Raw genomic sequence first — 26,907 nt, forward strand, 5'->3', positions numbered from 1 at the left:
GCCCTTATAAGAGGTAGTAAGTGATGATTGGATTGATTACCGGACAGGTGCAGTATTTGATGGTGCCGACGGCCTGTATCATGACAGCCTCTGGTGTGGGTTATGATGTTGAGCTGCCACTGCCTTCCTTTTGCCAACTTCACCTTAATGAGCAAGCCAGCATTTGGACACATTTTCAAGTTCGTGAAGATGCGCAGTTGCTATATGGTTTTATTGATCGTAAAGAGCGTGATGTCTTTCGTCAATTGATAAAAATCAACGGTGTAGGGGCAAAAATGGCACTAGCGATGCTGTCAGCGATGTCAGCGGCCGAGCTTAAGATGCATGTTGAGCAAGAGTCAGAAACCGCCTTGACCCGTATTCCGGGTATTGGTAAAAAAACAGCCCAACGTTTATTGATTGAACTAAAAGACAAGCTTAAAAATATCGAAGTTGATAATACGTCTTTAGAATTAACGCATCAGTCCGTAGCCGTATCAGACGAAGGTAATATCATCGCTGAGGTAGAGGGTGCATTGATTAGCTTGGGTTATAAAGAAAAAGAAGCCCAGCAAGCCATCAAGGCGGCGAAAAGTAATGGCGATGTCTTTGCCGATACGCAAGGCTTGTTAAAAGCCACTTTGCAACAGTTTCAAAGTTTTAAGTAGCAGTATTTTTATACAATAATAGCAATTAAGAACAAGCGACATTATATGTCGCTTGTTTTTGTTTTGCCGCAAGCTTTATGATGTTTTGCATGACTTATGCGTGACGTTTGGTTATGCTATTTAGTATTCAATTTTTTAATATAATGATAAAACTTATGATGCAAGATCGTTTAATTAATCCGCTAGAAGGAGCAAGTGATGCGCCAGATGCCAATATCCGACCGGCATTATTAGCAGAATATATTGGTCAGCCAGTTGTGCGTGAGCAGATGGAGGTGTTCATTGGTGCAGCACGCGGCCGTGAGGAAGCGCTGGATCATACCTTGATATTTGGGCCGCCGGGTTTGGGTAAAACGACACTTGCCAATATTATTGCTCGTGAAATGGGTGGTAATCTGCGCTCAACGTCGGGTCCTGTTCTTGAGCGTCCCGGCGATTTGGCAGCGATGCTGACCAATTTAGAAGCGGGAGATGTGCTCTTTATCGATGAAATTCATCGTTTAAGCTCGGTTATTGAAGAGATACTGTATCCAGCCATGGAAGATTTCCAGCTGGATATTATGATTGGTGAAGGGCCTGCCGCGCGTTCTATTAAGCTTGACCTGCCGCCATTTACTTTGGTTGCGGCAACGACAAGGGCAGGGTTACTAACGTCGCCGTTGCGTGATCGTTTTGGTATTGTTCAGCGGCTTGAGTTTTATAATATTGCTGATCTGACCACGATTGTCAGCCGAGCCGCCCGCTTGATGCGGGTACCAATGAGCGAGGACGGTGCGGTGGAGATTGCCCGCCGTGCTCGTGGTACGCCAAGGATTGCCAATCGTTTATTACGCCGTGTACGTGATTATGCCGAAGTCAGAGGTGATGGCAGTATCAACGGTGCAATTGCTGGTAGTGCGTTAGACATGCTGGCAGTCGATAGACGTGGTCTCGATCACTTGGACAGACGCTACATTGAAATACTGCAAGAGCGTTTTGATGGGGGTCCGGCAGGCGTTGAAGCGGTCGCCGCTGCGATGGCCGAAGATCGCGGGACACTTGAAGACGTGATTGAGCCGTATCTTATTCAGCAAGGTTATGTGCTTCGTACGGCTCGCGGTCGTGTATTGACCCAAATGGCGATTGATCAAATGTTATAAATTAGAATGGGCTATTCATGCCCATATTAATGCAGAGGGTATTTTGAAAAAGAGTGTTGCTAAAGGTCGTCAAAGCATGGATTAATCTGGCCATATCTAGAATGTTTTTTAGCGATAAATTTTTTATGTCCCACTTCGTCCTCTGTATGACGGCATACTCTTATAAAAATAGGGCAGCTATAATCATGCTCAGTATGTTAAACCAGAATCCGCCAAACAACGAAAACAATAGCCAATAGATAGAAAATCGGTGCCAGCCATCCGACTTGCGTCGCAATCGCGATGAAGATTGCAAATCCTGCCAGCGCTAGCCAATCACGGCGACGGTCATTGAGCATATCAGCGCGTATTTGTTGTATTTCCCTGAGTTGGCTGTCTTGGCGCGACCCTTGTGAGGCAAGGCTTTGTAATCCTTGATCTAGCAGTTTGGGAATATCGGTAGTTGATAATAAGATCTCTGGCAGTTGTGCCCGTAGCTGCTGCAAATTACGCATAGGATCTAGCTGCTCTTTGATCCAACTACTCAAAATAGGCTTGGCAAGTGACCAAATATCGAGGTCAGGATACAGATCGCGACCTAGTCCTTCGACATGCACTAAGGTTTTAAGCAATAGCATTAATTGCGGTGGAATACTCATATGGTGGCGACGCGCAATATCCAAAATCTGCATCAAGACACCCGCAAAATCGATGTCGTTAATGGATTTTTGAAGCATTGGACCGACTGTGCGTTTCATATCGCGCATCAACGCGTGTTTGTCAGTATTTGGTGGTATCCATCCCGCACGGCTCACAATATCAACCATCGCAGTGAAGTTATTATTCATAACAGCCAAGAGCATGCGCGCTACAATAAGCTGATCGTCTTTAGATAGCGTACCCATGATGGCGCAGTCAAGACCGATATAGCGCGGCTCATAGCCTAAGTCCATCGCTACCATGTCAACATTCAACGTTTTTACAGGGGGCGTCTCTACAAAGACATTGCCCGGATGCATGTCGGCGTGAAAGAAGTTGTCACGAAAGACTTGAGTAAAAAATATCGTTAGCCCTTTTTCTGCCAATGCTGCACGGTCATAGCCAAGTTTATCGAATATCTCCACTTGTGAGATCGGAACGCCTTGAATACGCTCCATCACCATTACGTTCTTGGCCGCATCATAGACTTCCGGTACATACATCAATGCAGAGCCTAAAAAATTGTTGCGCATTTGCGTGGTATTGTCCGCTTCAAGGGTCAAATCCAGCTCATTGAGCATCACTTGGCGATAGTCTTCGACAATATCGATGATGCGTATGGCGCGCGCTGCTTCAATACGAGCAGATGCCCAATTGGCTAACTCACGTAATAGCTCAAAGTCAGCAACGATGGTAGTGCGAATATTGGGACGTACTACCTTTATCACCACTTCACGGCCATCATGAAGGGCTGCGGTGTGCACCTGAGCAATTGAGGCCGCCGCTAAGGGCTTAACATCGAAGCGTGCAAATAACGTACCGATTGACTGACCAAGACCGTGTTTAGGATCTTGTATTTGCGCAATGGCGACATTAGAGTCAAAAGGCTTAACTTTGTCTTGTAGTTGAACCAATTGGGCAATAATTTCAGGTGGTACCAAATCGCGACGCGTAGAGAGCAGTTGTCCCAGTTTCAAAAACAGCGTACCCATGTCCTCGAGTGCATATTTGATGGCGTTTGGTTGATGCTTTTTGCCCCACGCTGCTGGATGCAAGCGGATCATGCGCGCTAAAGGTTGCAGTTGCGGCGCTTCCTCGATAGAGAGGTGCGTGTCAATTCGGTAGGTTGCGGCGATACGCCAAAGCTCAAGTAAACGGGCGCGATGAGATAATAGCATAAGGTCTGGGTACTCTAAATAAAGTCGGACATAGGACAGAGCGGTGCGTATTTATAGATAATTTTACTCGATAATCGATAACCGTTAAAGATTGTTGATTAACGGTTATTGATTAAGCGAGCTTGCTCATCTTTGATAGCAGCCAGTCTGGCTTCTTCACGTTCGATATCAGTGCGAAGTTTTAACAGTTGCTGTTTGAGATCATTAACTTCTGCCGCATCCACAGGGTCGGGTACACTATTACCCGTTACATCATTGGCCCAGTCACTGACGTCGTCAAATGCACGTTTGGCACTGTATCGCCAGCTGCCTTTGAGCTGCAATATGAGTAGATGCAACTGACTCGCCATAGGCTTACCAATCAATGGCTCAAGCTGACCCGCGACATCTGGATCAAAGCCTGCCACCAGTTGTTTAAGTTGCATTAGCACTTTATAGTCACCCGCGATCGGTAAGTTACCTTCCGCGCCGCGTATAAGGTTAAGCAGTTGGGCTGGATTGTCTACAGTGATGACACAGTCTGGACGGCTATGACCAATGCGTGAGCGTTCCATACTGGCTTTTTGGCGCTCATCCATGTGGCCGCTTGGCTCAAATACGCTATCGGTAGTCACCGGCTCAAACCGCAAACGCTCATGGGTGAACAGTATATCCAAGTTCAACTCAGGCATCGCCATATTCAGTCGTAACACTTTGCCTGCGAGTGGTGCAAGACCAGCTTTGGTAATTTCATCACTAGCAATAGCAAAGTTAATCAGCTTTTCGGCACCAGCCAAGAGTAAGACAGTCAGCATAAGGCTCTCGCATATATAGTTGAGCGCCTTTAACAAGCGCATCGTTTATTAGGGACAATGTTTACGACAAATCGGCACTATTGATCTTATATTAGCCTTAAGCTTTAAAACCACGATGTACGGCGACGATACCAGCGGTCAGATTATGATAATCGCAGTTTTCAAAACCCGCTTGTTGCATCATTTGTTTTAGCGTTTGTTGATCTGGGTGCATACGAATCGATTCAGCCAGATATTGATAACTTTCAGCATCATTGGCAATCAGCTTACCCATGATCGGTAATGCGGTAAATGAGTATAAGTCATAAGCTTTCGATAATGGCTCAAAGACAGGTTTTGAGAATTCCAAAATCAACAGACGACCGCCTGGCTTAAGCACACGGTACATGGCTTTTAGGGCCGCATCTTTGTCGGTGACATTACGTAAACCAAAGCTAATGGTGACCAAATCAAAGCTTTCATCATCAAAGGGCGCTAATGTCTCAGCGTTTGCTAATACAAAATCAACGTTATTACAGCCAGCATTGATAAGGCGCTCACGGCCGACTTCTAGCATGGCGGCGTTGATGTCTGATAGCACCACGTGGCCGTTTCTGCCGACTTCACGGCTAAAGACTTTGGCCAAATCCCCTGTGCCACCAGCGATATCGAGCACATGTTGACCAGAACGTACGCCTGATAGACTAATGGCATAGCGTTTCCATAAACGATGAATACCAAAAGACATCAAGTCGTTCATGATGTCGTATTTTTTAGCGACGGATGTAAAAACGTCAGCCACACGTGCTTGTTTTTCAGCTTTGTTGACCGTTTTATAACCGAAATGCGTTTCTTCATTGCCATCCGTGTCCGGCGTATGCGGGTTATTGATGTCATCACGCTGATTGAAAAGGGTCGTTTTTTTGGTCTGTATAGTTGCTTGTCCAGTGGCATTGTGTAAGCTGTTGCTGATGCCATTATTTATATTATTATTTACATTGCTATCTACAGTATTATTGGTGCTATTGGCAGTGTTGTGACTTGTATTGTTAACTGGCATAGTGGTTTGTTGACCTTGTGGCGTTCCAGTGGGTAGATCTTGGACTTGCGTAAAGTCGTTAGTGCGATTACTACTATCTTTTGTTAGTTTCTCGGACACAACTGTATTAGGTATTTGGTTTTGACGCACTTGGGCACTGATATTTTGGCTGTGGGCAATACTATCTTTGACCAATTTATCCTGTAAATGACCGTTGCTAGTAGTCTGTTGGTCGAGATGAGCGTTATTATTATTTGCAGTATCGGTCATAGTATTATCCTATTATTTATTTTTGCGGTTGTCTTTTTGCGACACATAAAGTGGCCGTTGTAGTAGCTAAACAAACCATCAGCCTTATGATACACCAAACGCTACTGGCTTACCGCCATTATCCGTATCATGAACTTGGTCAATAATTTCAAGCTCACGCTCACAAAACGGTTCAATAAAGCTGCTTACACTTTTAAGAGGTTTCATGGCTTTAAAGCCTGCATCAATAAAATCATAAAGAGGCTGAAAGTTATAACGATAGGCGGTGCCTTTAGCTAAACCAAAAGCTTTTTTGAGCATAAATGAGTTTAAGTGTTTGTCAGTGCGATAGCAGACTTCTTTTAGGTTATTAATCTGTACGCGGCGCTCCTCTGCTTCATCAACAGCGAGATAGGCAGCTAGCATGTTTTCTTCATTAACGGGTAAATCTTGAGCAAGTAGCCATTTTGCTAAATGTAAGTCTAGCTCAATCGCTAAAATTGCCGCTTGGATGCCCATACTACCAGCTTCTAAGGCTGATTCTTTAGCGAGACGTTCAAGTTTTTTCGCTTTTGGGAGAATGCGTTCTAACTGTTCGGCCAACACCTTAAACTCTTCACCACCATACAGTTGTGTCAGAAAATAGTCTGCCATCAGCTTATTTTTTGGTTGTTCGAATAAGTCACTATGAGTACGTTTGAGTCGTGATTGTTGCCATGCTTGAACCTCATTGAGTTTGGTGTTTAGTGCAGCATCTTGATGATGTGGTAGCGCCCAAAAACGTATCAAATGCTGTTGTAAATCGGCTAAAGCAGACATGGTAAAAATCCTCTATAAAAGTAAAAGTTGTGACTGAATCAAAAGTCAGCCGACCAAAGTAGTGCTGAGCGTTAGGCTTCTATTTATGTTTAATCATATATCTCAAAGCGTGCCTCTCAGATTGTGAATACCTTAAAAGAAAATAAAGCAGAATACAAACGTCAAACTGTTACATAGCAGCGTTATTTACTCAATGAGGCGAATGCTATGATTGAGCTGGTAAGTTTTCAATTATAAGAGGAGTCCAATGATGAGCAAAAAGAACAATACGACGGAACCAGCAGCCCCGCAAGCAGTCAGTGCACAGTTTAGCCAACACATTATAGATGAGCGATTAACGCCCAATCCTATCAGTCAGTTTTCTATGGACAAAGATGCGCTGAGATTGGCACTGGTCACTGCCCAATATGCGTTGCGCGCCACGCGCCAACAGACGCCGCCCACTACCAACAAACCCACAGGACTGTTGGTGCTCATCAATGGCATGGAGCAGGCAGGCAAGGGCACAGCCGTCAAACAACTGCGTCAATGGGTAGATCCTCGGCTTTTAAAAGTTGAGGCGATCATTGGTGATTGTCCATTGGATTATCAGCCGATTTGGCAAACACATACCAAGGTTATGCCGCGTCATGGTGATGTTATGGTGTACTTTGGCAACTGGTATGCTGATTTGCTTTATAACGTCATGCGTATGGCAACGTTAGATAGTGAAGAAGACAATAAGCCGGCAGAAGATAAACAGTCAAAAAACGACAGTGGTGAAGACGTCAGCAACCTTACTATTGCAACATGGCAAGACTATTTGCAGCAGCAACTTATTAGGCTAAAAGAGTTTGAAAAAGATCTCGTCTCCAATCAAACCAGATTACTAAAATGTTGGTTTCATGTCGATATTGATACACTACAAGCGCGGCTAAATGACAGCGAAGCAGATCCACAGTTTTTGTATCAAATTGATTGGAATAGCAAAAAAGTCATCGAGACATTTAATGACGTGGCAGTGACTCTGCTACGTCAACAGGAAGATTGGATCATCATTAATGGCGAAGACAAGTCGCAAGCTGCCGAACAGTTTTGTCACGAAGTACTGCACGCCATGCAAACCGCGTTAGTGAGTAGTAAAACAACGGCTGATAAATCTGCCAAAAATGAGCCACAGTCTGTGAAATCTGCTATTGATAAATCGCCGGATCAAACAATCGAACTCAAAAAATTCGAAGCTGTCAAAATACCTAAGTGCCTGAAAAATATCGATGATTCAGAGATAGATAAGTCTGACTATTGTACAGCGCTGGCAGAAAAACAAACTCGCCTCGCTGAACTCCTACGTGCACGCCAAGGTCGTCATATTGTTTTCGCATTTGAAGGAATGGATGCTGCTGGCAAGGGCGGCGCGATCAAAAGATTGGTTGCGCCTCTCGACCCACGGGAGTATCAAATTTATAATATCGGCGCGCCGATGTTATACGAAGCGCAGCACCCCTATCTGTGGCGTTTTTGGACAAAATTGCCCAATGAACAAAGAAATCGCGTTAGCCGCATCGCTATTTTTGATCGTACGTGGTATGGGCGGGTGTTGGTTGAGCGTGTTGAAGGATTTGCTGACGATGAGGCATGGCAACGTGCTTATGACGAAATCAATCGCTTTGAAGCGGATCTAACAGCAGCTGGTACAATAGTCATCAAATACTGGCTGGCTATCGACAAAAAAGAACAGCTGAAACGTTTCAAAGCGCGCGAAGAGACCCCGCATAAGCAATTTAAGTTAACTGACGATGATTGGCGCAACCGCGATAAGTGGTCAGATTACGTACAGTCAGCTGCTGACATGCTGGCGCGTACTGACACAAAAGCGGCGCCTTGGTGTGTCATAGCAACCAATGAAAAGCGTCAAGCGCGATTAGATATTTTGGATCATGCGATTGAGCAACTATCAGCAGTATAGGGAAACTAACATATATTGCGCGTTATAATTTTGTCGCTGTTTATACACTCTCATGAACGGCGTTTAAATTTTAGACGACCTATGAAAATAGAGCGCAATCGATGGTTGAGTAACCGTATTATCTGAGTTATATGCTCGCAGTTACAAATCTCGCAATATCATCATGCATTATGCGCTTAGATTTAATATAATAGCGCGTCATAGATTCTGCTGGCATTTAACTGTACCCAGCAAGCAGAGTATTTTGGTTGTCTGATGCACATGTCTTAACCGTTTTGACCAAGATTTTGACAGTACTCATTATTCATATCAAAGATATCACTATAAAAATCTAAGCCGCAAGATGCTGTAATCAGATGATTTGGCAATATTACTTGCGGCTTTGTGATCTATGGAATGATGTTTTACCTTATTTAATATCGTCAAGTAAAGCCAAACGTCAAAGCGATAGGGTAGTGCATCAAAACAGTCATTAGAAAACACGCTATTTATAGAGCACGTTGCGCGTTTTATTCACGTTATCTTAATGTCAAATGCCATAACAAACATTATCGATAGCGACGCAATGCCATCAACCGCATATAATTTCAATCAGCTTACGCAGGACGTATCAACGTATGGGTATTAGCAGCAGTTCTACAGAGCCAACCAAATCAGTTGGCTCTATGAGAATAAATTTATTTTTTGCCATTTTACTGATTGCGATGACCGCCTACTTTTTGTGGTGGGGTCTAGATTACACAATGCGCCAACAGACAACGCTATTTATTGTGGCGACCGCTTTTGGTGTCTTTATGGCATTCAATATTGGTGGTAACGATGTCGCCAACTCTTTTGGTACTTCAGTGGGTGCGGGGACATTAACTATCCCGCAAGCGTTGGGTATAGCGGCGATATTTGAAGTATCTGGCGCAGTGCTGGCAGGCGGTGAGGTGACAGACACTATTCGGAGTGGCATTGTCGATTTAGATGGCCTATCGGTGACACCCAACCAGTTTATTTATGTCATGCTTTCAGCGCTTATTGCGGCCGCATTTTGGTTGCTATTTGCGACCCGTAAGGGTTTACCAGTATCGACCACGCATTCTATTATCGGCGGTGTCGTAGGTAGCTCTATCGTATTGGGTATCACTTTAGGTGGTACTGAAATGGCATTGTCTACCGTCAATTGGGGCACGATTGGCACTATCGCTATTTCTTGGGTATTGTCACCATTACTAGGCGGTGTGTTGGCCTATTTGCTGTATGGACAAATTAAAAAGAATATCATTGAGTATAATGATAAGACAGAGGCGCACCTTGCAAATCTGAAAGGCGACAAAAAAACCCTAAAGCAAAATCACAAAGAGTTTTTAGACGCTATGACAGAGTCAGAACAATTGGCTTATACGTCAGCGATGTTACGCGATCAAGAAATCTATAAGGATGATGATTGCGTCGTTGGAGATTTAGAGACTGATTATTACAAACAGCTTTATGAAATTGAGAACGAGCGTAGTAACCTTGATACGCTAAAAGCACTTAAGCAGTGGGTACCTATTATTGCTGCGGCAGGCGGTGCGGTCATGACCTCTTTGGTTGTCTTTAAAGGCCTTAAAAACGTCAATGGTGGCATGACGACGTTACAAGGCTTTTTAATCATGGGCATGATAGCGGCGCTGGTATGGTTGGCGACGTTTATTTATACCAAGAGTATCCGCGGGAAACATAAAGAAGACTTGACCAAAGCGACGTTTATTATGTTTAGCTGGATGCAGGTATTTACTGCGTCAGCGTTTGCTTTTAGTCATGGTGCAAATGATATCGCCAACGCGGTCGGCCCTTTTGCTGCGATTATGGATGTGATTCGTACCAATAGTATTTCTGCAGAAGCGGCGGTACCCCCTGCTGTGATGCTGACTTTTGGTGTGGCGCTTATCGTCGGTCTTTGGTTCATTGGTAAAGAAGTGATTCAAACTGTCGGTACCAATTTGGCAAAAATGCATCCCGCTTCTGGCTTTTCAGCTGAATTGGCCGCTGCTGCTGTCGTTATGGGTGCATCGACATTGGGTCTGCCTGTATCGAGTACGCATACTTTAGTAGGAGCAGTACTGGGTATCGGTATTGTCAATAGAGATACCAATTGGGCACTTATGAAGCCGATCGGTTTGGCATGGATTATTACACTTCCTGCAGCCGCTGCGATGTCTGCAATCAGCTATATTATATTGGTTAATATTTTTTAAGACTGTTTAATTGTTAAGACAGCTCAAACAGTCACATAGACTGTGCTGTATAATTGAAAACAATAAAAAGCGCTTATCGGTATCATATCGATAAGCGCTTTTTTATATCAAATTAACGTTTAATTCGTGCCAAATTGCTGACGTTTTTTGGCAAAGAAGCGATCTAAGCGATCCATCGCATCTTCTAAGTCATGCAGGTTTGGTAAAAACACCAAGCGAAAATGATCTGGTTTATCCCAATTGAACCCTGTGCCTTGCACCATTAACACGTTCTCTTCAATCAGCAAGTCCATCATAAAGCTCATATCGTCTTCAATAGGGTATACCTCAGGATCTATTTTTGGGAAGCAGTAAAACGCGCCTTGCGGCATAGTGCAAGAAATGCCTTTAATTGCGTTGAGGCGCGATACCGCCATTTCACGCTGCTTATAAAGGCGACCTTTCTGCGATGTCAAATCTTTCATACTTTGGTAGCCACCCATCGCTGTTTGAATGGCATACTGACCTTGGACATTAGAACACAAACGCATGGATGCCAGCATATCCAAGCCTTCAATAAAGTCAGTGGCATGTTGTTTGCGACCAGATACCATCATCCAACCTGCACGAAACCCAGCAATACGGTGCGATTTTGACAGGCCATTGTATGAAAGAACAAGCACATCGTCAGTCAAGGTACTCATTGGCGTGTGTACTGTATCATCATAAAGAATGCGATCATAAATCTCATCGGCCATGATGATTAAATCATGCTCTTTAGCGACATCAATAATTTGTCGTAGCAAGTCATCACTATAAAGTGCGCCTGTCGGGTTATTGGGATTAATCACCACAATGCCCTTCGTTTTACTGGTGATTTTGGATTTGATGTCTTCGATATCAGGGTGCCAGTTGTCTTCTTCATTACAGCGATAATGCACGGCTGTACCGCCAGAGAGATTGGCCGCTGCCGTCCAAAGCGGGTAGTCTGGCATTGGAATCAGAACTTCATCACCATCGTTCATCAACGCCTGCATAGTCATGACAATCAACTCAGAGACACCATTACCAAGATAGACATCACGGACATCGACTGCCGATAACAAACCTTTTGATTGGTAATATTGCAATACCGCCTTGCGCGCTGAAAAAATCCCTTGCGAGTCCGAATATCCTGTAGCCTCAGGCAAGTTCATGGCCACGTCACGCAAAATCTCATGAGGGGCTTCTAGACCAAAAGGTGCGGGATTACCAACGTTAAGCTTTAATATGCGTTTGCCTTCGGCCTCCATTCTATTAGCGGTCTGTAATAGAGGGCCACGAATGTCATAGCAAACGTTTTGTAATTTATCAGATTTTTTTAGTGTCTTCATAGAGTGACCGCTCATCGGGTTGTCTTGTGAGTTTTTGCGACTATCTACAGCTGTCTTTGCAGAGGCTGTGATTGATGTTTTTGGTTGAAGTGAATCTTCATCATGAGTCAGTACATGAGTAGCCGAACCTGCACTTAGATTTTCGTTCTTGTGTGCAGTGTCGTTTATTGAAGTGCTATTTATTGAGAGAGTATAGTCATTGACGTCGTTTTTTAGCTCGCCCCGCAATAGATAGCCTTCGCTACAGCCTAAAATACGCGCTAGTGTGGGTAGTTTGGATGAGACAATGCCATTTGTTCCACGCTCCCAATTAGAGATCGCCCCGCGACTAACCTTTGCACCTGCTGCTGTCATCGCTTGAGCCAGTTGTTCAGCAGTAAAGCCTTTATCACGGCGTAACTGTACCAACCGTTCTGCTTGTGTGCCTTTGCTATTGTCATAGACCATGTTCATCCAAGCCTTTTTGAATCAATTATTTCGTAACAGATAAAGTGCTAATGCAAGATATTATTGCATATGTCAGATTAATTCAAGATGAAATTCAAAATTTTTTGAAACTATAATTAATTGCAAGAATATCTTGCATAATGTAAGTAATAACCTGCCTTTGACCATAGACATTAGTACCATTCTTGTAATATATGGCTTGAATAGTGAGCATATAGCCAACAGATACAGCACATCGTTTTTGTAATAATATGACGATAAATTTTGATAGCTGCTCAAACATTGCCGCTTAGATAATACATAATTAAATAAGGATAAGTCATGCAAGACAACCAACTAAGTAAAGAAGAAATCAGCCAACTTACCGAAGCTGATTGGAAAGAGCGCCTAAGCGCGGATGAATACCATGTGATGCGTGAGAAGGGCACAGAGCGCCCATTTACAGGTGTCTATAACGATGCGACCGATGATGGCGTTTATCGCTGTAAAGGCTGCGGCGCCAGCTTGTTCGATTCAAGCAGTAAATTCGATGCTAGCTGTGGTTGGCCAAGTTTCGATCAAGGAATCGATAACAGTGCTATAGAAGAGCATGTTGATAATTCTTTGGGCATGACGCGGACTGAGGTGACCTGTAGTAACTGCGGCGCACATTTGGGTCATGTCTTCCCTGATGGACCACGTGAAACGACAGGCATGCGCTACTGCATCAACTCCGTATCTATTGATTTGGATAAATCTGAAAAGTAGTTTCGAATATCAGCAGTAGATTACCATAATCAAAAAGTATATAAAGGAAGCACGTGTTGCTTCCTTTTTAATGATGAGTCCTAAAATCAGCACTATTTACCATGTCATTTAAAGAGTAGTGATACCCAAAATAGCACATACCAAATCAATCAATTTAAGGATAAATGATGAGCACTATTTATGATTTTACCGCTGAGCGCATGGACGGCACTGCACAAGAATTCTCTGAGTATAAAGGGAAGGTGTTGCTAATCGTGAATACCGCAAGCAAATGTGGGTTTACGCCACAGTTTGAAGGACTAGAAGCGCTGCATAAACAGTACGAGAGTCAAGAGTTGGTTATCATTGGCTTTCCTTGCAATCAGTTCGGTAGCCAAGACCCTGGTAGCAATGATGAGATTGGTGCGTTTTGCCAAAAGAACTATGGTGTCAGCTTCCCAATGATGGCAAAAATTGATGTCAATGGTGCAGATGCTCACCAAATCTTTAAATGGCTCAAAGACCAAAAGGGCGGCTTGCTGACAGATGGTATCAAATGGAACTTTACCAAGTTTTTAATCGGAAGTGAGGGGCAAGTTATCGATCGTTATGCACCAACCACCAAACCAGAAGCAATAAAAGCTGATATCGAAAAAGCATTAGCCAGTAAGTAAGTGGCCAAGTTAAAATTTATTGATTTTATATAAAGTATAAAATCAATAAAAACATATGGTTGTCAGCATAGCGCATAAAAATATTTAAAATACGTTAAAAAAAAGTAAATACTGTTTGACAGCCATGTGTAAATCTATATAATACACACCCACAGCAAGGGGACTTAATTAAGTTAGCTTCTGTGAAAGTTGATTAAGAGGTGACAATCTTAATTGGCTAGATTTTAAAGAAATTTTCAAGCCAATTAAAGGTGTGAAGTTTCTAGAATTTTCCCTTTAAGGAAAATTCTCTTGCGAAGCTAAAATTGCAATGCAATTTTTATACGCTTCTCAGGGTGATTAGCTCAGTTGGTAGAGCGTCTGCCTTACACGCAGAATGTCGGCGGTTCGAATCCGTCATCACCCACCACTCATTTAGCGAAGTGGGCTTTTAAAGAGCGAAACGCTAAGAACGACCTAAGCAGCGGTAGTTCAGTTGGTTAGAATACCGGCCTGTCACGCCGGGGGTCGCGGGTTCGAGTCCCGTCCGCTGCGCCATATTTAAAACGAATTTAGACTTACGAGTTTAAGCAAGTTTCGCCTCAAACATTAGATTGTTTGGGGTTTTTTTGTGTCTGCAGTTATTCTAGAAGCCTGTGTTTATAAGGGTTGGATGTTTTCCCTATGTTGACCTTTACGAAATGCTCTACTCTTTAACAATGCATGAATGACAAGTTTTCTTGCAAGCACTCTATGCTTTGAAAATCGGTGACCAAGTGCTCGGTGACCAAACGGTGACCATTTTGTGACCAAGGTTGTTAAAATTTGCTGACGGTAACTGATCGCCAATTTTTATGCTTATCGATAAGTTTGGGAGCTTAAAGGATTAGCCTCAAACTAAGTTTAAGATAAAGACGGAAACTTTTCTACCCATTCACTGGTAACCATTTTGCCAGTTTCAATACAAAATGGTATAGCCCACAATCTCAACTCTTCTGCCAAATAAAAGCATTCCAAAGATGTTTCAAATTGATGATGTTTAGGATAAATAAGCATCATGTCCCCACACCCATTCAAATATTTGTGACCATAAGCAAATAGCTGATAAATATCATCCTGTTCTATACTGAAACTATTCTTATTTGAGCTTATTAACTTCCATTTGGTATCGAGTATATGGTAGTTTTTTCTTTCTTTACTGATCAATAGATCAGGATTTAATTGAAAGCGCGATTTTAAATCTCCTCGGTCATTCACCATGTACTTACTAGAAGCTTGTGCTGTTAGTTGCCAAGGCGCCTTGATATCTCGTCGTGAGCAGTTTGCCACATACTTCTCGAACAAAATCTCCATTGGGAATAGCAAGGCAATACCCCGATGCTCTTCCTTTTCAAAGTTTGGATTGAGCTTTTAAAGTATTAATTGGCACCCTGGCTTTATCGCTCGGTAGGATTACAATATTTTGATATCTGACCATTTTAGCCTCAAACATTGGCTTGTTTGAGGTTCTTAACGTTCCATAGTTTAATTAATAATTTACTAGGCATATAGTGGCATAATAAATTGAACAGCCTATGAGAAGTTATATTACCCAAAAGAGGATAACTAGTATGACTACCAAACGCAGAGAATATACTCGAGAATTTAAACTCGAAGCCATTAGCTTAGTAGTTGATCAAAAGCGCAAGATTGTGGAATTAGCAGAGTCGCTAAGGATTGGAGTTTCCACCCTAGATAGGAGGGTACGTAAGTATAAAAAAGAGAAATAAGTTCAGCACTACAGATGGTATACCACACCAGAGTTAAGCGAAATGCTGTTCTATTTCACTCTGTTCAAGGTATACAATACACCAGTAAGACGTTCGCTGAATCCGTGGTTAGTTGTGAGGGTATGATATGACGCAAATTATGAGTCGTCTTGGCAACTGTTGGGGCAATGAGCCCACTGAGCGCTTCTTTAGAAGCTTCAAAACGAAGTAGATTCCAAAGAGTGGCTATGAGGATATTGCTGAGACTTCAAATGCCATAAATGATTATATGTGGGGCTATTATCAAACTGAAAGAGCGTACAGCTTTAATGATTATTCATCACCAGTTGAAACAGAGAAATGTTATTTTAATCAAAACCTCTTATCAGGCGTCTAAAATTAGTTGACCACTACAAAAATATGAAAAGCTATTTCTAATACAGGATTTATAATAAATGGATATTACCAGCCAAAACAAGAATATATATCAATTCTTTCAACAACGTATTGACAGTGGTATAGATTTACCTCTACCAGACAATATGGATTTATTTTTCTGGGGAGACGAAAAAAACATAAATATATATATAGATACCTTGATTTCGTACTCGGCACTTATACAAATTTCAGACTCTGAATATCTTTACAAAAAAATAATTATTATCAATACCAATCTAAATATAGATATCGAAAAAATAGAAACCCACTATAACTCAATACTTAAAGATAAATTAACCCTCGAGTTCATCACTGCTTCTTACTTTAATACTTCAGAACTAGAAAGTATCATAGACAGTATGGAGAACGCATTCGTTATTGTTTTAAATACTGAGAAATACTTACCTTCAGACTATGACCCTAAACTGACTCAGATATTAAACGGCAAAAAGCTAACTGATTTTGAGCTTAGATACTTAAATGTTGCCAATACTGTTCTTAGCTTTGAGAATAGAGGCAGTAGTAACTTTATTGTATTTGACACACAACTGTATATGTTAGATTTAGACTTTATTTCACCACTATACGAGATTGAAGCACTGAGTATTTGCGGGTTCACTAACACAATGAAGAATAAAGAACAAGACATAAAGCTTAAAATTCAAAATATGATTGATGACAATGCTATTGCTGAACTCATTGAATATATAAATAATTTAGAAGGTATTGATGATAAAGATTTTTTAAAATTACAGGTCTACTCACAATTAATGGATGATAGAGGTTTTTTCAAGAAAGAAATTGATTCCCTATTCGAGTCAATTAATAAGAATAACTTGTCATCGCATCATTATCTAAAGTTAGCTGAAATTTCTAAAAACCTCTATACAAAAGAGACAACTATTGGTCTACTGAAACAAGCATTAGCCTTAACTGATGACTACTTTTATCTAGCAAAAATATCTGACTTAAGTGAAGGTCTAAATGATGAGATATATTTTGAAGTTATTAGCAAGATAGTAACTCTATTCCCAGAATCTAATAAAGCTAAGCTATACAAAATTAATGAAATGATTAAAAGTAAGAATTATGAAGATGCGTATAATTTCTCCTTGAACAATAGCTTTGAGCAGGAATTCATAGATTATATGCTCTATCTCAAAGATAATATAAATGAACTAGATACGAACCCCTATGTATTCTTTACTAAAGCTATAGAAAGTATCCATGATAGATACTTAGTTTCATTATTGCATATAACTAAAGAGAAATTGCTATCTGAAGGGAAATATATAGAATTATATCATTTGATATTAAATCATCGTGATTACTTTGATAATATCTTTGTTTATTCACAATTGGTGTCTCTAGCTAAAATACTTCTTTCTAAACCCCATGAAGAAATAGGAGTTGACTCTGATTTACTGTTAGACATACTTGAATATGTCTTTGAATTAACAAATACTGAGAATCAATCAATCACTTATGTTAAGGATAAATTAGCTGAATTAGTTGATTATGCTAGTAACTATGGATATGGCTTTGCTTTTATTGTTAGCTATATCTACAATAAATTTACAAGTGATGGCTTTGTACTAACTGATATTGATGAAATTGATAGATCTAGTATAACAACTGATATAAATACCCTAAAAAAAGAAACAAAATCTATTTGTGATGAGATATTTTCTACTGGTACTTTAATTATAGGAGAATATCATGCGTTTCCACAAAATGTTATTCCAGAGCAAAAGGTTGTAGACGACATAATCAGACGACAATTCTACGGAGTCTTCGATAATTTAAAGCAAAATATAGAGGAAATTAACGAAGAGATTGAAAATGTTAATTACGCGTTTTCATTAATTCATAACTTAGCACGTTTTTCTTCCTTCAAGAATAGCGACTTACATTTTTTAAGAGTTGTTCTTTCAGTTATGACGCTCAAACACGATAGTCAGAAAATCAGAGACTACCTACAATACTTACTCTTTACACCAAAAACATTAGAGCGTAAAAAAATTGGTCTACTGGGTTATGCTGATGTGTCTCATAGAATAAATGATACAGATGAAGCATTAACTTGTCTGGCGCTATCAATGGAAGATGGTGAAATTAGTGTGAACTCATACTACTTAACAGGAATCCTTACGGCACGAATTCTTAGAGATTTAGATTTTAATGATAAAGCGTTAAAAGTGCTTGAGATCGTCGAAAGAAATATTGGTGACTTTAATAGAGATATTCTTGATTCAACTGCGAATGAAATTAAATCTATTCGACTAGCAGTCAAATTTAAGACTTACATACGCCAGGTTGATACCGATATAACGAAACTGATAAGCCTATTACCTGAATTACTTGAATTTTATGAAAATGAATTGAAACTTCATCATGATATAAAACCATCTCTAACTTTAGCTATTCAGTCTTATAAAATGCTTCAAGATAAAGAGGTTGATACTCAAAAATTTGATGACTTCTTTAGGAAATTAGACTCCACTAACTCTAAGCTACCAGACTTTCTATCAGCGTTAATAAATGGTGATTTTAATTTCATATTTAACTTGTATCTTAAACAAGAAGGACGTTATTCTGAAAAGTCTTCAGAAGACTTTACTAAACTAAAAACACTATCACACATGTATTTAAATGATATAAATAATAAAAATGAATATGAAATTCTATTTTGTCTAGAGATTCTCGCAGAGCATGCTATAAGAGATAGATATTCTTATCAAATAGATGCTCCAATAAAGCCTTTTGCTACTATCGATGAATATATAGCTAGCGTAAATAATTTGAGAAGAGATGCGGATATTATTTATTTAGGTCTTAACCAAATTAATCAATTGGTAATTGCTAAAATTAGAGAAAGCATAATTGAGATTGAAAAAAGTAACACTTTTAACCTTGATGCCTTTATTGAATGGAATAAATCATTTCCAAAGCAGTATGGCTATTATGATGCTAACGAAGAACCAAATTTATTTTATGACTCAATAGAACTATTGGGACTGAATATAGAGACAACACGCAGCACAATTTTTATCTTTGATACACAATTACATTCCTTGATACCTAATCTGTTTTTAAATGAGGGTAAATTTATAGGAGCGGAAAACGTCATAACTACTGCTCCCTCTATAACATGGTTAAATTATGTAGTTAACTCAGAGGAGGGTCAGAAAAAATCGTCATTAAAAGCATGGATATCTAATGCTGATACAGAAGGATGGACTTTAAAGACGATTATTGATAGGTATACTGATAATAATACATTTGAAAATTATAATATAGACTTAAATACTAGCCATTATTTGCCAACAAGCTTACAGAATAGTAAATTGGCTTTGATTACTGCTCATGGAGGTACTACTGGAAAAAGTAACTATTTTTCATCAGTTAGCGATGAAGGGGGATTCAAAGTTCATTATCAAAATTTTGCACAAAATTTACGTAATTGTGATGTCGTTATTCTATTTGTCTGTAATGCTGGAAGGTTCAATAACCATCCTTATTTATCAACTACAATCAGCTTACAGAAAGAACTATTGAGAAATGGGTGTGAAACTATTATTGCTTCACCTTGGCCATTAGATGCAATGATGACACCAAACTGGTTTGAATATTTCTTACGAAGATGGGTTGATGATGCTTTAACAGTTGCCGAAGCTGTTTTTCAAACCAACAAGCACTTCTATACTAGAGATTATGAGGCCGATAAATACTTAGCTTTAAGTGTATTTGGAAATCCATTTAAAAAATACTAAGGTATGTGTCATCAATTAGTTTAATGAGATAGGTTGTACAAATATCGTCAACGAATTTTTAGTATAGACTCGGCATGTGCTTCAAAGTTTCGTAGCTGGTTGCTGCTTTTCCAAGTCTGATATTTCATCTTCAATAGCCCTCATAACACTTTCACTTAAGGATCTGAACTCTTCCATAGTTGCGAGCTTACCTCTCAAAGACTCTATTTTATCTTGGTTCGCTTTAGACTCATCTTCATCTGGATAAAGGAATCTAATATTAACAACGGGGTCTTCTAAGGGCTGTGCTATTTCATTAAGCCAGCTCTTGGTATCTTCATCTATAGTTTCTTTAATGGCTTGGTCAATACAAAAATATATAAGGATACGGGCAGTTTTATCTAAAACCTTCGACATTTTAAGCCAATTGTTCAAATCCTTGTCATCCTTATCTGAAGAGAGCTGAGCAAATGGATTAGATAAGTATCTATTGTTTTGATTATTAGGATTTAGCGAAACCAATGTTTCTAAAATGGGTTCAAGATTTTCAAATGGACGTTTACCATCAGGAAATGACGAGTGTCTTTCCCAAAGGCTAAGTATAATGTCAAAGCACTCTTGCTTAGTATCCTCATTATCAGTTTGTTCAGCTAATAATATTTTTTCAGCGATATAGTTACACATCCATGCTGTTATCTCATCAACTTCATTGTCTCTGAAATTATCAATTAAACGCTTACCTAAGTTGATAACGCTTTGTTGTGTCTCTAAGCTTTCCATCTGCAGATAAGAGGAAGGTTTTGCTGTATGGCGGGATGTATCCGAGGTCATCGTCATTACTCCATCTACTGAATGAGTCTTTATATCTTCTTTTAATGTCAACTTGTATGGCAACTTCTACGTTCATTTGCTTGCATATGAGGGTCAATAAATCTAAAGATGCTAACGCTTGATTACCATTTCTTATATAGTCGTCATTATGACTTGGGTTATCCTCGCTCCAATATCTGCTTTGTAAGCATGGCTTAGCATCAAGTTGCCAGTCTTTCATATCACGACTATGAGTACAATCAATTACTTGGGTAATATCAGAATGCAACTTAAATGGCTGTATTCTCCTGACGCCACCAAGGGAGGGATCCTTAGAGCCAACACCGTATTTCTGTCTATCTAACTCAAGTAATTTTACTGCTGTAAATACTTTGTCGTCATGTCCATCATTGATCGAGCAAAAGTCATAGAGAAAGCATCTATGGATATAGTTCTCATGATTGATAGTAGTGTGCAGTAAAGACTGACTAAAACGCTTGGATACTAGTATGCTTTTAAATGAGACGCGTTCGATTCTACTATGTTCAACCTCTTCCCATTCGCCTTCTACATTCAACCAAGTATCATTACCTTGAGTGCTAAGTAGTAAATCAATAAAATCACTCTCTTGTATTTGCCATTGCCATTCTTCACTGTCATCTGCAAACACCCAATCTCTTCTATCGATAGGTATATAGTCTCTGCTTTCTGACAACAACTTAAGATTATCATCTAGTAATAGGTGTCCATCCAACCATTCTAACCAAGACGATTTTTCGTGATAGCTGACCTGAACAACTGGCATGGCTTCAATTAATTTTGAAGCTACCGCAAACATCAAATGATAAGAGATATAAAAACCATAACTATCAATATCGGGGTAGTCACCACCTCTGCCATACATATCGTACTGACGTGAATGGCTATTTAGTTTTTTCCAAAGATTTTGTCTACTGTCATTCGTCCATTTACCATCAAGTACCATCTCCCATTCATTAAATAGAATATCTTTTGCTATATCTTCTACTTGTTTTGTTGAAATACCAAATACGCTTCCGAGAGGTGAAAGCCAAGATTTATCAAAATCATATCCAAAATGGAATTCAGGTAGGGTGACGTTAAACTCCCCATCCTTGTGCCATGGTGAATTTGTACTGTAAGTATATTTGTTGTCGTCAGCTTGAGGTAGTTGAGATACGCATTTCTGCTTGATAGCACTTAAAGCTGTCTCATTGAGACTATCAGGACACTTCTTGTATATTTGCAAGCATATTTGTTTAGCGTAGTATTGAAGTAAGACACCTTGATTGTTATCTAACGTTATAGAGGTGAAAGTTGTCATATATTTAACTAACAGATCTACTTCTATTTGAACACAACGCGTCAATGCAACTAACAGATACAGTTTGGCATGTAGCTCGTAGAAATCATAAGCTGGTGGAATAAAAATATCTAACACTCCATTAGATAGACAATCCATCAGTAAGTCTATTTCCTCATAACATTTCAATTGATATAATCGTATTACTGCATGTACAGCTCGCCAGCGCTCCTCTACAAAAGGCGATCCTAGGTTTGCATAGATATAATTAACTATTGCATGCTCTATACTGGTCGGTAATAGAAACTCATCATTCCATACGCCGTCTGCATATTCTGAATCGATATATTTTTCAAAACGAGAGAGACCGAAGTCTACCAAGTCTTTAGCTTCTGCAATAGTTAGTTGCGATGCATAATAACGCGCAAACTGAAAAAGTGAACCTGCATCCTCAACCAGTCCAGTTTCAGACAATCCTTTGGTTGCTCCTAGACGAATCGCTTCTCTAGAAGTCTCATTAATGATAAAGGAACCTAAGAAGTTTTTCTCGTAACGATTATTATGTGTGAAATTAATAGGAAATCTAGAAGCTAAGTGACTTATCAAGATAGACCAGTGACTCAATAAAGCGGGTCGAGCTTTCCATTGTTCTGGGATAGCTTCGAAGGCGTCCCTTATCTCATGAAAGCTTAATTCTTCTGAATTGACAACTATATCTAAAAAAACTAGTGACTTTCTAGAACTTACCTGCTCAAAGCAACCTTGCCAAAAATAATCATCATACTGTCTAGACCTTCTGTTATCTTTAAAAATAGTAAAAGCCTCTCTAAAGCCATTCTTTGTTAGAATATCTACATGGCCGTAGCGTTTTAGCCAGTTCTGAGTTTTTTCGCTGTTATCTTTCTTTTTAGAGAAATTATCAATAGGTACCATATTAAAATCATTTTTTTCATCCATCTCATTTAATCGTTCTAAATCATTTAATTCATTATTGCTTAAACTGTACTGGCTCGCTATGTCTTCGATGGTGTTCCAATCTCTACCGACACGGCCTTTAACTCTTAAATCTCTAATCACATGATCAAGCATAGTCTGCTGACTCTGATTATCAGGTGTCATAGCAACGATCTTATCAAAAAAATCTACCAAACTATTATTAAAACTGAATGCTGTGAATGCCCATAAGTTAATCGGATTAATCTCTTCAATGTTTAGAACACCATTGACGAGGTTTGAAATACCAATCCATCCAACATTACGCTCTTTCCATCTACTTGCTATTGCCAACGTTGTTAAAGGCGATAACTTTAAGCAAGTAGAGAATATTTGTCTCTCATCCCAATAGTTTTGCCCTGTATCAGAGTCACCGATCAGCTCTGCCACGCGCATGTAACGATGGGCAAGCTTTGGACTATATAGTTTGTCTTCAACGCTACGCTGAGCTATAGCAGATATTGCTTCCCATCTATGGGCTACTTCATTGCCAAAATTTGTGGCTTTTTTTAAGCCCATATCGAAATAAACTGATGCGGCGTCTGTATCGATAGCTAATATTGCTCTAGCAAAACTTATATAACTATCGGAATACGTCTCTGGTGACTCTTCAATATCAAACTTGTTTAAAAGTTTGTGTAAGTCAGACTCAAAGAAATCAACTAATTCTTCAAGCTCCGGATGTTGACAACTAGCACTTAGAAAATAAAAATTATTCTGAAAGCTACGTTTGATTGTGTCTGTCTTAAGTTGTTTGGTAAATATATCTATAAATAAGTCGGATTGTCCAAAGAGTATGATCTCAAACTTTGCTTTAGTTGCTAAATAAGCTTTAGGGTCGTAATCTTGATAATAACTAGAATGCGGCTTGGTAAAAACCTCTTCGTTCTTATTCAAGTTACCTAAGCTTATAATGTTTAATCCACTAAGTACTTTTATCCTTAAAATATACAGTGGTAAAAACTCATTGATTAGAGCACAGCTATCTTTAAACTCCTTTTCTGACTCGTAGTCTTTTTTATCATCCCTTTGAAAGCATTTTTTAATAAATGCCTCACGATCTACCTTAAAGTTATCTTGAAAACTTGCTTGTAAGGATAAAAAACGTAAGAAACTCTCTACTTCGTCCCCATGAGCTCTTATTTCTGAAAGAGCGTATAAATTGGGTAGACTATAGTAATAGTTTAAACCTCTTCTAATATTTTTGATCGGTAGCTTCTCTACCAAACATGCTTCGAAAAAAGATAAGAAAGTATTGTTAGAATAAGAGCTTTTCTCAAAGCTATGCTGATTATGCTTATTAAGTCGTGTTTTAGAGTTAATGATTAGATTAAGACATCGTGTCAAGCATTCTCGTGGCGGTGTTATACCTACTTGCATAAGTGCTTCAGTTACTGCAAGTATAAAATTAGGATCACTCTTACCATGAGCCGCCATTTTACAAACAGTATTTATATCGCCTTTATTAATTAGCCTCTTTACAAATGGTAAAGTGATACGGTAGATACTTTGTAGCGGTCTAAAACGCAAAAAGCAGTCCACACAATATACATAACCATAAATATTGAAACGTGCTGAGGTAAGCTCTACGATATCAATGTCGTCAATCTGTTCATAGAAATGCCCATCCGTATCTTCATTGTGCTTAGCTCTTTTTTCAAAATAGCGGCGTAAAAAGTGTTCAGCAGAACGCAGATAAACTGTAGCCTGTCCTTTTGAATCGGGTAAGCTTGCGAGTAATGACGCCGAATACACTAACTCAGAGCCTTGCCACTTTCCTCTTATGACCTTTTTGTGGGCTAGTTCCGTTATTCTGCCTTCTGATAGATTTTGAGTGACTAAATCAATATTATTTTTGAGTACTTCATTTTGACGCTCGTTACTAGCAATTTCTTCACCCGCTAATAATGCGAGCTTAGTAGCGTCATAAATACGATTAACTTTTAGTGAGGCTTTGAAAGCATACTGTAAACGTGTGATCTTAATTAGGCTCTTATCGTATGGACTGCCTTCAGGTAAATATTCATTAGACAGTGCCAATGCCACTAATTCATCATACTTTTCAGACTTATGAAGTAATATGGGTAGAGCTTCAGCAATATATGGGCTAACGATATCAAGGCGTTTGATAGCATTAATATAGTTTGATATTTGATCTTTGGTTGCACTAAAGTTGTCTTGAAACCATTTTTCGGTAGGTTCGTCCCGAAACTGAACAGCGTGGTCTGTTAGCCATAAAGGACGTCCTAAATCTGCTACAAAGCTTTTTACTAAATCTACTGGAACACTTGCAATAGTAGCTAATACGGATAAAGGAATAAAGGGTGGCAAGGTTGCCAACCCTATACAAATGCTATCGATGTCCTGTCTAAAAGCTGATGGGAAATCGTTTTTCAAATTGTTAATAGCTTCTTCTAATTGTCTTTCTATTAAGTCTTCAACAGTTATAGTTATTGAATTAAAAGATAAAAGCAATTCGTGCAATGACTCATGACTCAAAACCAGTGCATTGGCTTGAACCCGAGGGTTACCATCTGTCAAACTATTAAACTCTTCTGCTTGCGCTGCATTTACATCAGCATAATGTTGTTGAAGATTTTTTAGCGTTTCTTCAATGGTAAAGGGTGATAGCTCTAGTGGTACGATAGAGCTTGGTGGATCAAGTAGCTCCAACCTTTCAGGCCTACAGGTAAAAACCAACCGACAATTATCGGGCACATCTTCCTTTAAAAGCTGATTAGCAAAGCAACTTTCATTGAACTCATCTGCCGCCATCACGGCGTTATCTACAGCATCAAATACGATGACCAGTAATGCTTGAGGATGATCGGCTATTAAGTTGCTACAAGCTTCATTTATCCTGCCTAGAAACTGACGAATCCAATGTTCATCAGGCTCATTTCTAGTAGGGATAATTTGTAGGCAATATCCATCTTTGGCTAATTCATTGATAACCTGCGTCATTGCATTTTTAACAGTATGTCGTTTTTCGCTGGTCTTACGATAGCCTCCGTTACCAAAGCAGTCATAAGCAATCACTATATTAGGTATAGGTAAAATATTAACTAAATTACTGCTTAGAATTGACTTGCCTATACCCCCTGATGCCGTGATGATAGTGTGAGTGTTAGTAGATTGAATACTATTGATTATGGTGTTTTGCTGTTGGCGAGGAACATAGTTGTTTGGAAGGGCTTCAAATTTTGGTGGTGCAGGGAAAAAGTCATTAATATCAGTAATATTAAACGCTTCAAGAATGTCCTCTTTTTTTATCGTGTTACTCTTATTCGGTTCTAAGCGTTCCCAAACTGTTGCTACCAATAAATGTTCCATATCGGTAACGTTCTTTGATATCCAAATTCTAGATAGTTCTTTATGAATATTTTGCTTTTGTACGTTAAGATTGCCTTCGATATCATACAAATTAAGATGTGAACAAAAATCTCTTAAATTTGTTTCATTAAGCTTTGTATATTTTTTTAATGTATTGACAGAACGAGTATCTGCAGTAAGCCCTTTAGCAAGGTTATCGACAGTTATTTTAAATTTAGGGCATATTTTTCTATTGGTTATTATAGTAAATTCAAAATCTGCATAGTCTTTACTATCTTTTGTATCTACAAACCTTTGAGAAAATCCAACAATAGTATCTTTGAGATCGGATATCTTAAAGTCTTCATCGGCTCTAACAGTAGAGTGTTTTAGCTGAAAGTATTCTACTGACTTTTCACCATTAGCTGACTCCCTATACTCGGCTAAATCAACAACATTTTCACCACCTTGATTAAAATCGTCAGAGCCTTCTATCGTAATATGAGTCAAATCAGTATCGAAATCTAATAACTTTAAGCATCTTTTGACAGCCCAGCGATAGTGAAAAATATCACCAGCTCTTGAAAAATTAATGGATGTTGCATTCTGATTCATAGAAAATGATTCGTCCAATATAATAGTTGAAAAAAGCTAGGAAACATT

General features: G+C 39.4%; 15 protein-coding genes, 2 tRNA genes and 1 pseudogene. 10 read left to right on the forward strand and 8 right to left on the reverse strand.

What is annotated here, in order from left to right:
- The first annotated feature begins 23 nt into the window (after positions 1 to 23).
- Both ruvA and ruvB read left to right on the forward strand, forming a co-directional pair.
- Positions 24 to 647: a Holliday junction branch migration protein RuvA gene (gene ruvA / locus M917_RS04820; RefSeq protein WP_021813660.1), complete on the forward strand. Its 624-nt coding sequence runs from the start codon at positions 24 to 26 to the stop codon at positions 645 to 647.
- Positions 648 to 805: 158 nt separating this feature from the next.
- Positions 806 to 1,786: a Holliday junction branch migration DNA helicase RuvB gene (gene ruvB / locus M917_RS04825; protein WP_040642011.1), complete on the forward strand. Its 981-nt coding sequence runs from the start codon at positions 806 to 808 to the stop codon at positions 1,784 to 1,786.
- 197 nt (positions 1,787 to 1,983) lie between these two features.
- Here the strand turns inward: ruvB and M917_RS04830 are convergent, their stop codons facing one another.
- From M917_RS04830 to M917_RS04845, 4 genes are all read right to left on the reverse strand, one after another.
- Complete coding sequence (locus M917_RS04830) at positions 1,984 to 3,642, reverse strand: ABC1 kinase family protein (protein ID WP_021813662.1); 1,659 nt, start codon at positions 3,640 to 3,642, stop codon at positions 1,984 to 1,986.
- A gap of 98 nt (positions 3,643 to 3,740) precedes the next feature.
- Positions 3,741 to 4,436, reverse strand: coding sequence for a ubiquinone biosynthesis accessory factor UbiJ (locus M917_RS04835; RefSeq protein ID WP_021813663.1), 696 nt, complete (start codon positions 4,434 to 4,436; stop codon positions 3,741 to 3,743).
- A gap of 97 nt (positions 4,437 to 4,533) precedes the next feature.
- On the reverse strand, positions 4,534 to 5,349 hold the full coding sequence (ubiE, locus tag M917_RS04840; RefSeq protein WP_152513958.1) for a bifunctional demethylmenaquinone methyltransferase/2-methoxy-6-polyprenyl-1,4-benzoquinol methylase UbiE: 816 nt from the start codon (positions 5,347 to 5,349) through the stop codon (positions 4,534 to 4,536).
- Positions 5,350 to 5,808: 459 nt separating this feature from the next.
- Positions 5,809 to 6,522 (reverse strand): FFLEELY motif protein, encoded by a 714-nt coding sequence (locus tag M917_RS04845; RefSeq protein ID WP_021813665.1) that lies wholly within the window; start codon positions 6,520 to 6,522, stop codon positions 5,809 to 5,811.
- Between the two features lie 250 nt (positions 6,523 to 6,772).
- Here M917_RS04845 and M917_RS04850 point away from each other — a divergent pair, with 250 nt between their 5' ends.
- Together M917_RS04850 and M917_RS04855 are read left to right on the forward strand one after the other, a co-directional pair.
- Entirely contained in the window at positions 6,773 to 8,467 is a 1,695-nt protein-coding gene (locus M917_RS04850; protein ID WP_040641914.1) for an ATPase, read from the forward strand.
- 617 nt (positions 8,468 to 9,084) lie between these two features.
- Entirely contained in the window at positions 9,085 to 10,692 is a 1,608-nt protein-coding gene (locus M917_RS04855; protein ID WP_021813667.1) for an inorganic phosphate transporter, read from the forward strand.
- 119 nt (positions 10,693 to 10,811) lie between these two features.
- On the opposite strand, the gene M917_RS04860 is transcribed toward M917_RS04855, so the two are convergent.
- Positions 10,812 to 12,491: an aminotransferase class I/II-fold pyridoxal phosphate-dependent enzyme gene (locus tag M917_RS04860; RefSeq protein ID WP_021813668.1), complete on the reverse strand. Its 1,680-nt coding sequence runs from the start codon at positions 12,489 to 12,491 to the stop codon at positions 10,812 to 10,814.
- Positions 12,492 to 12,812: 321 nt separating this feature from the next.
- Here M917_RS04860 and msrB point away from each other — a divergent pair, with 321 nt between their 5' ends.
- The 4 genes from msrB to M917_RS04885 all read left to right on the forward strand — a co-directional run bounded on the left by msrB (position 12,813) and on the right by M917_RS04885 (position 14,428).
- Positions 12,813 to 13,238 (forward strand): peptide-methionine (R)-S-oxide reductase MsrB, encoded by a 426-nt coding sequence (gene msrB, locus M917_RS04870; RefSeq protein WP_021813670.1) that lies wholly within the window; start codon positions 12,813 to 12,815, stop codon positions 13,236 to 13,238.
- Positions 13,239 to 13,405: 167 nt separating this feature from the next.
- The gene (locus tag M917_RS04875; protein WP_021813671.1) at positions 13,406 to 13,891 is read left to right on the forward strand and encodes a glutathione peroxidase; all 486 of its coding nucleotides are present in this window, start codon (positions 13,406 to 13,408) and stop codon (positions 13,889 to 13,891) included.
- 333 nt (positions 13,892 to 14,224) lie between these two features.
- Positions 14,225 to 14,300 (forward strand) — tRNA-Val (locus tag M917_RS04880).
- A 51-nt stretch (positions 14,301 to 14,351) separates the two neighbouring features.
- Positions 14,352 to 14,428 (forward strand) — tRNA-Asp (locus M917_RS04885).
- 345 nt (positions 14,429 to 14,773) lie between these two features.
- Here M917_RS04885 and M917_RS04890 read toward each other — a convergent pair.
- A pseudogene (locus tag M917_RS04890) lies at positions 14,774 to 15,262 on the reverse strand (5-methylcytosine restriction system specificity protein McrC); the annotation flags it as partial.
- 218 nt (positions 15,263 to 15,480) lie between these two features.
- Between M917_RS04890 and M917_RS13910 the strand changes: the two are divergent.
- Positions 15,481 to 15,639, forward strand: coding sequence for a transposase (locus tag M917_RS13910; protein WP_161626691.1), 159 nt, complete (start codon positions 15,481 to 15,483; stop codon positions 15,637 to 15,639).
- 434 nt (positions 15,640 to 16,073) lie between these two features.
- Positions 16,074 to 19,829, forward strand: coding sequence for a CHAT domain-containing protein (locus M917_RS04900; protein WP_021813673.1), 3,756 nt, complete (start codon positions 16,074 to 16,076; stop codon positions 19,827 to 19,829).
- An 81-nt stretch (positions 19,830 to 19,910) separates the two neighbouring features.
- On the opposite strand, the gene M917_RS04905 is transcribed toward M917_RS04900, so the two are convergent.
- Positions 19,911 to 20,639, reverse strand: a complete 729-nt coding sequence (locus M917_RS04905; RefSeq protein WP_040641916.1) for a hypothetical protein — start codon at positions 20,637 to 20,639, stop codon at positions 19,911 to 19,913.
- Positions 20,545 to 26,859: a hypothetical protein gene (locus tag M917_RS04910; RefSeq protein ID WP_021813675.1), complete on the reverse strand. Its 6,315-nt coding sequence runs from the start codon at positions 26,857 to 26,859 to the stop codon at positions 20,545 to 20,547. Before M917_RS04910 ends, M917_RS04905 begins: the two co-directional genes overlap by 95 nt.
- Positions 26,860 to 26,907 lie beyond the last annotated feature (48 nt).

Origin of the sequence: Psychrobacter aquaticus CMS 56, assembly GCF_000471625.1 — a bacterium.
In the GTDB taxonomy this organism is placed as follows: Bacteria; Pseudomonadota; Gammaproteobacteria; order Pseudomonadales; family Moraxellaceae; genus Psychrobacter; species Psychrobacter aquaticus.

Bases quoted from the DNA above. Each gene is read 5' to 3' on its own strand.
- ruvA (WP_021813660.1), top strand. From the start codon at position 24: ATGATTGGATTGATTACCGGACAGGTGCAGTATTTGATGGTGCCGACG.
- ruvB (WP_040642011.1), top strand. From the start codon at position 806: ATGCAAGATCGTTTAATTAATCCGCTAGAAGGAGCAAGTGATGCGCCA.
- M917_RS04830 (WP_021813662.1), bottom strand. From the start codon at position 3,642: ATGCTATTATCTCATCGCGCCCGTTTACTTGAGCTTTGGCGTATCGCC.
- M917_RS04835 (WP_021813663.1), bottom strand. From the start codon at position 4,436: ATGCTGACTGTCTTACTCTTGGCTGGTGCCGAAAAGCTGATTAACTTT.
- M917_RS04845 (WP_021813665.1), bottom strand. From the start codon at position 6,522: ATGTCTGCTTTAGCCGATTTACAACAGCATTTGATACGTTTTTGGGCG.
- M917_RS04850 (WP_040641914.1), top strand. From the start codon at position 6,773: ATGAGCAAAAAGAACAATACGACGGAACCAGCAGCCCCGCAAGCAGTC.
- M917_RS04855 (WP_021813667.1), top strand. From the start codon at position 9,085: ATGGGTATTAGCAGCAGTTCTACAGAGCCAACCAAATCAGTTGGCTCT.
- M917_RS04860 (WP_021813668.1), bottom strand. From the start codon at position 12,491: ATGGTCTATGACAATAGCAAAGGCACACAAGCAGAACGGTTGGTACAG.
- msrB (WP_021813670.1), top strand. From the start codon at position 12,813: ATGCAAGACAACCAACTAAGTAAAGAAGAAATCAGCCAACTTACCGAA.
- M917_RS04875 (WP_021813671.1), top strand. From the start codon at position 13,406: ATGAGCACTATTTATGATTTTACCGCTGAGCGCATGGACGGCACTGCA.
- M917_RS13910 (WP_161626691.1), top strand. From the start codon at position 15,481: ATGACTACCAAACGCAGAGAATATACTCGAGAATTTAAACTCGAAGCC.
- M917_RS04900 (WP_021813673.1), top strand. From the start codon at position 16,074: ATGGATATTACCAGCCAAAACAAGAATATATATCAATTCTTTCAACAA.
- M917_RS04905 (WP_040641916.1), bottom strand. From the start codon at position 20,639: ATGACCTCGGATACATCCCGCCATACAGCAAAACCTTCCTCTTATCTG.
- M917_RS04910 (WP_021813675.1), bottom strand. From the start codon at position 26,859: ATGAATCAGAATGCAACATCCATTAATTTTTCAAGAGCTGGTGATATT.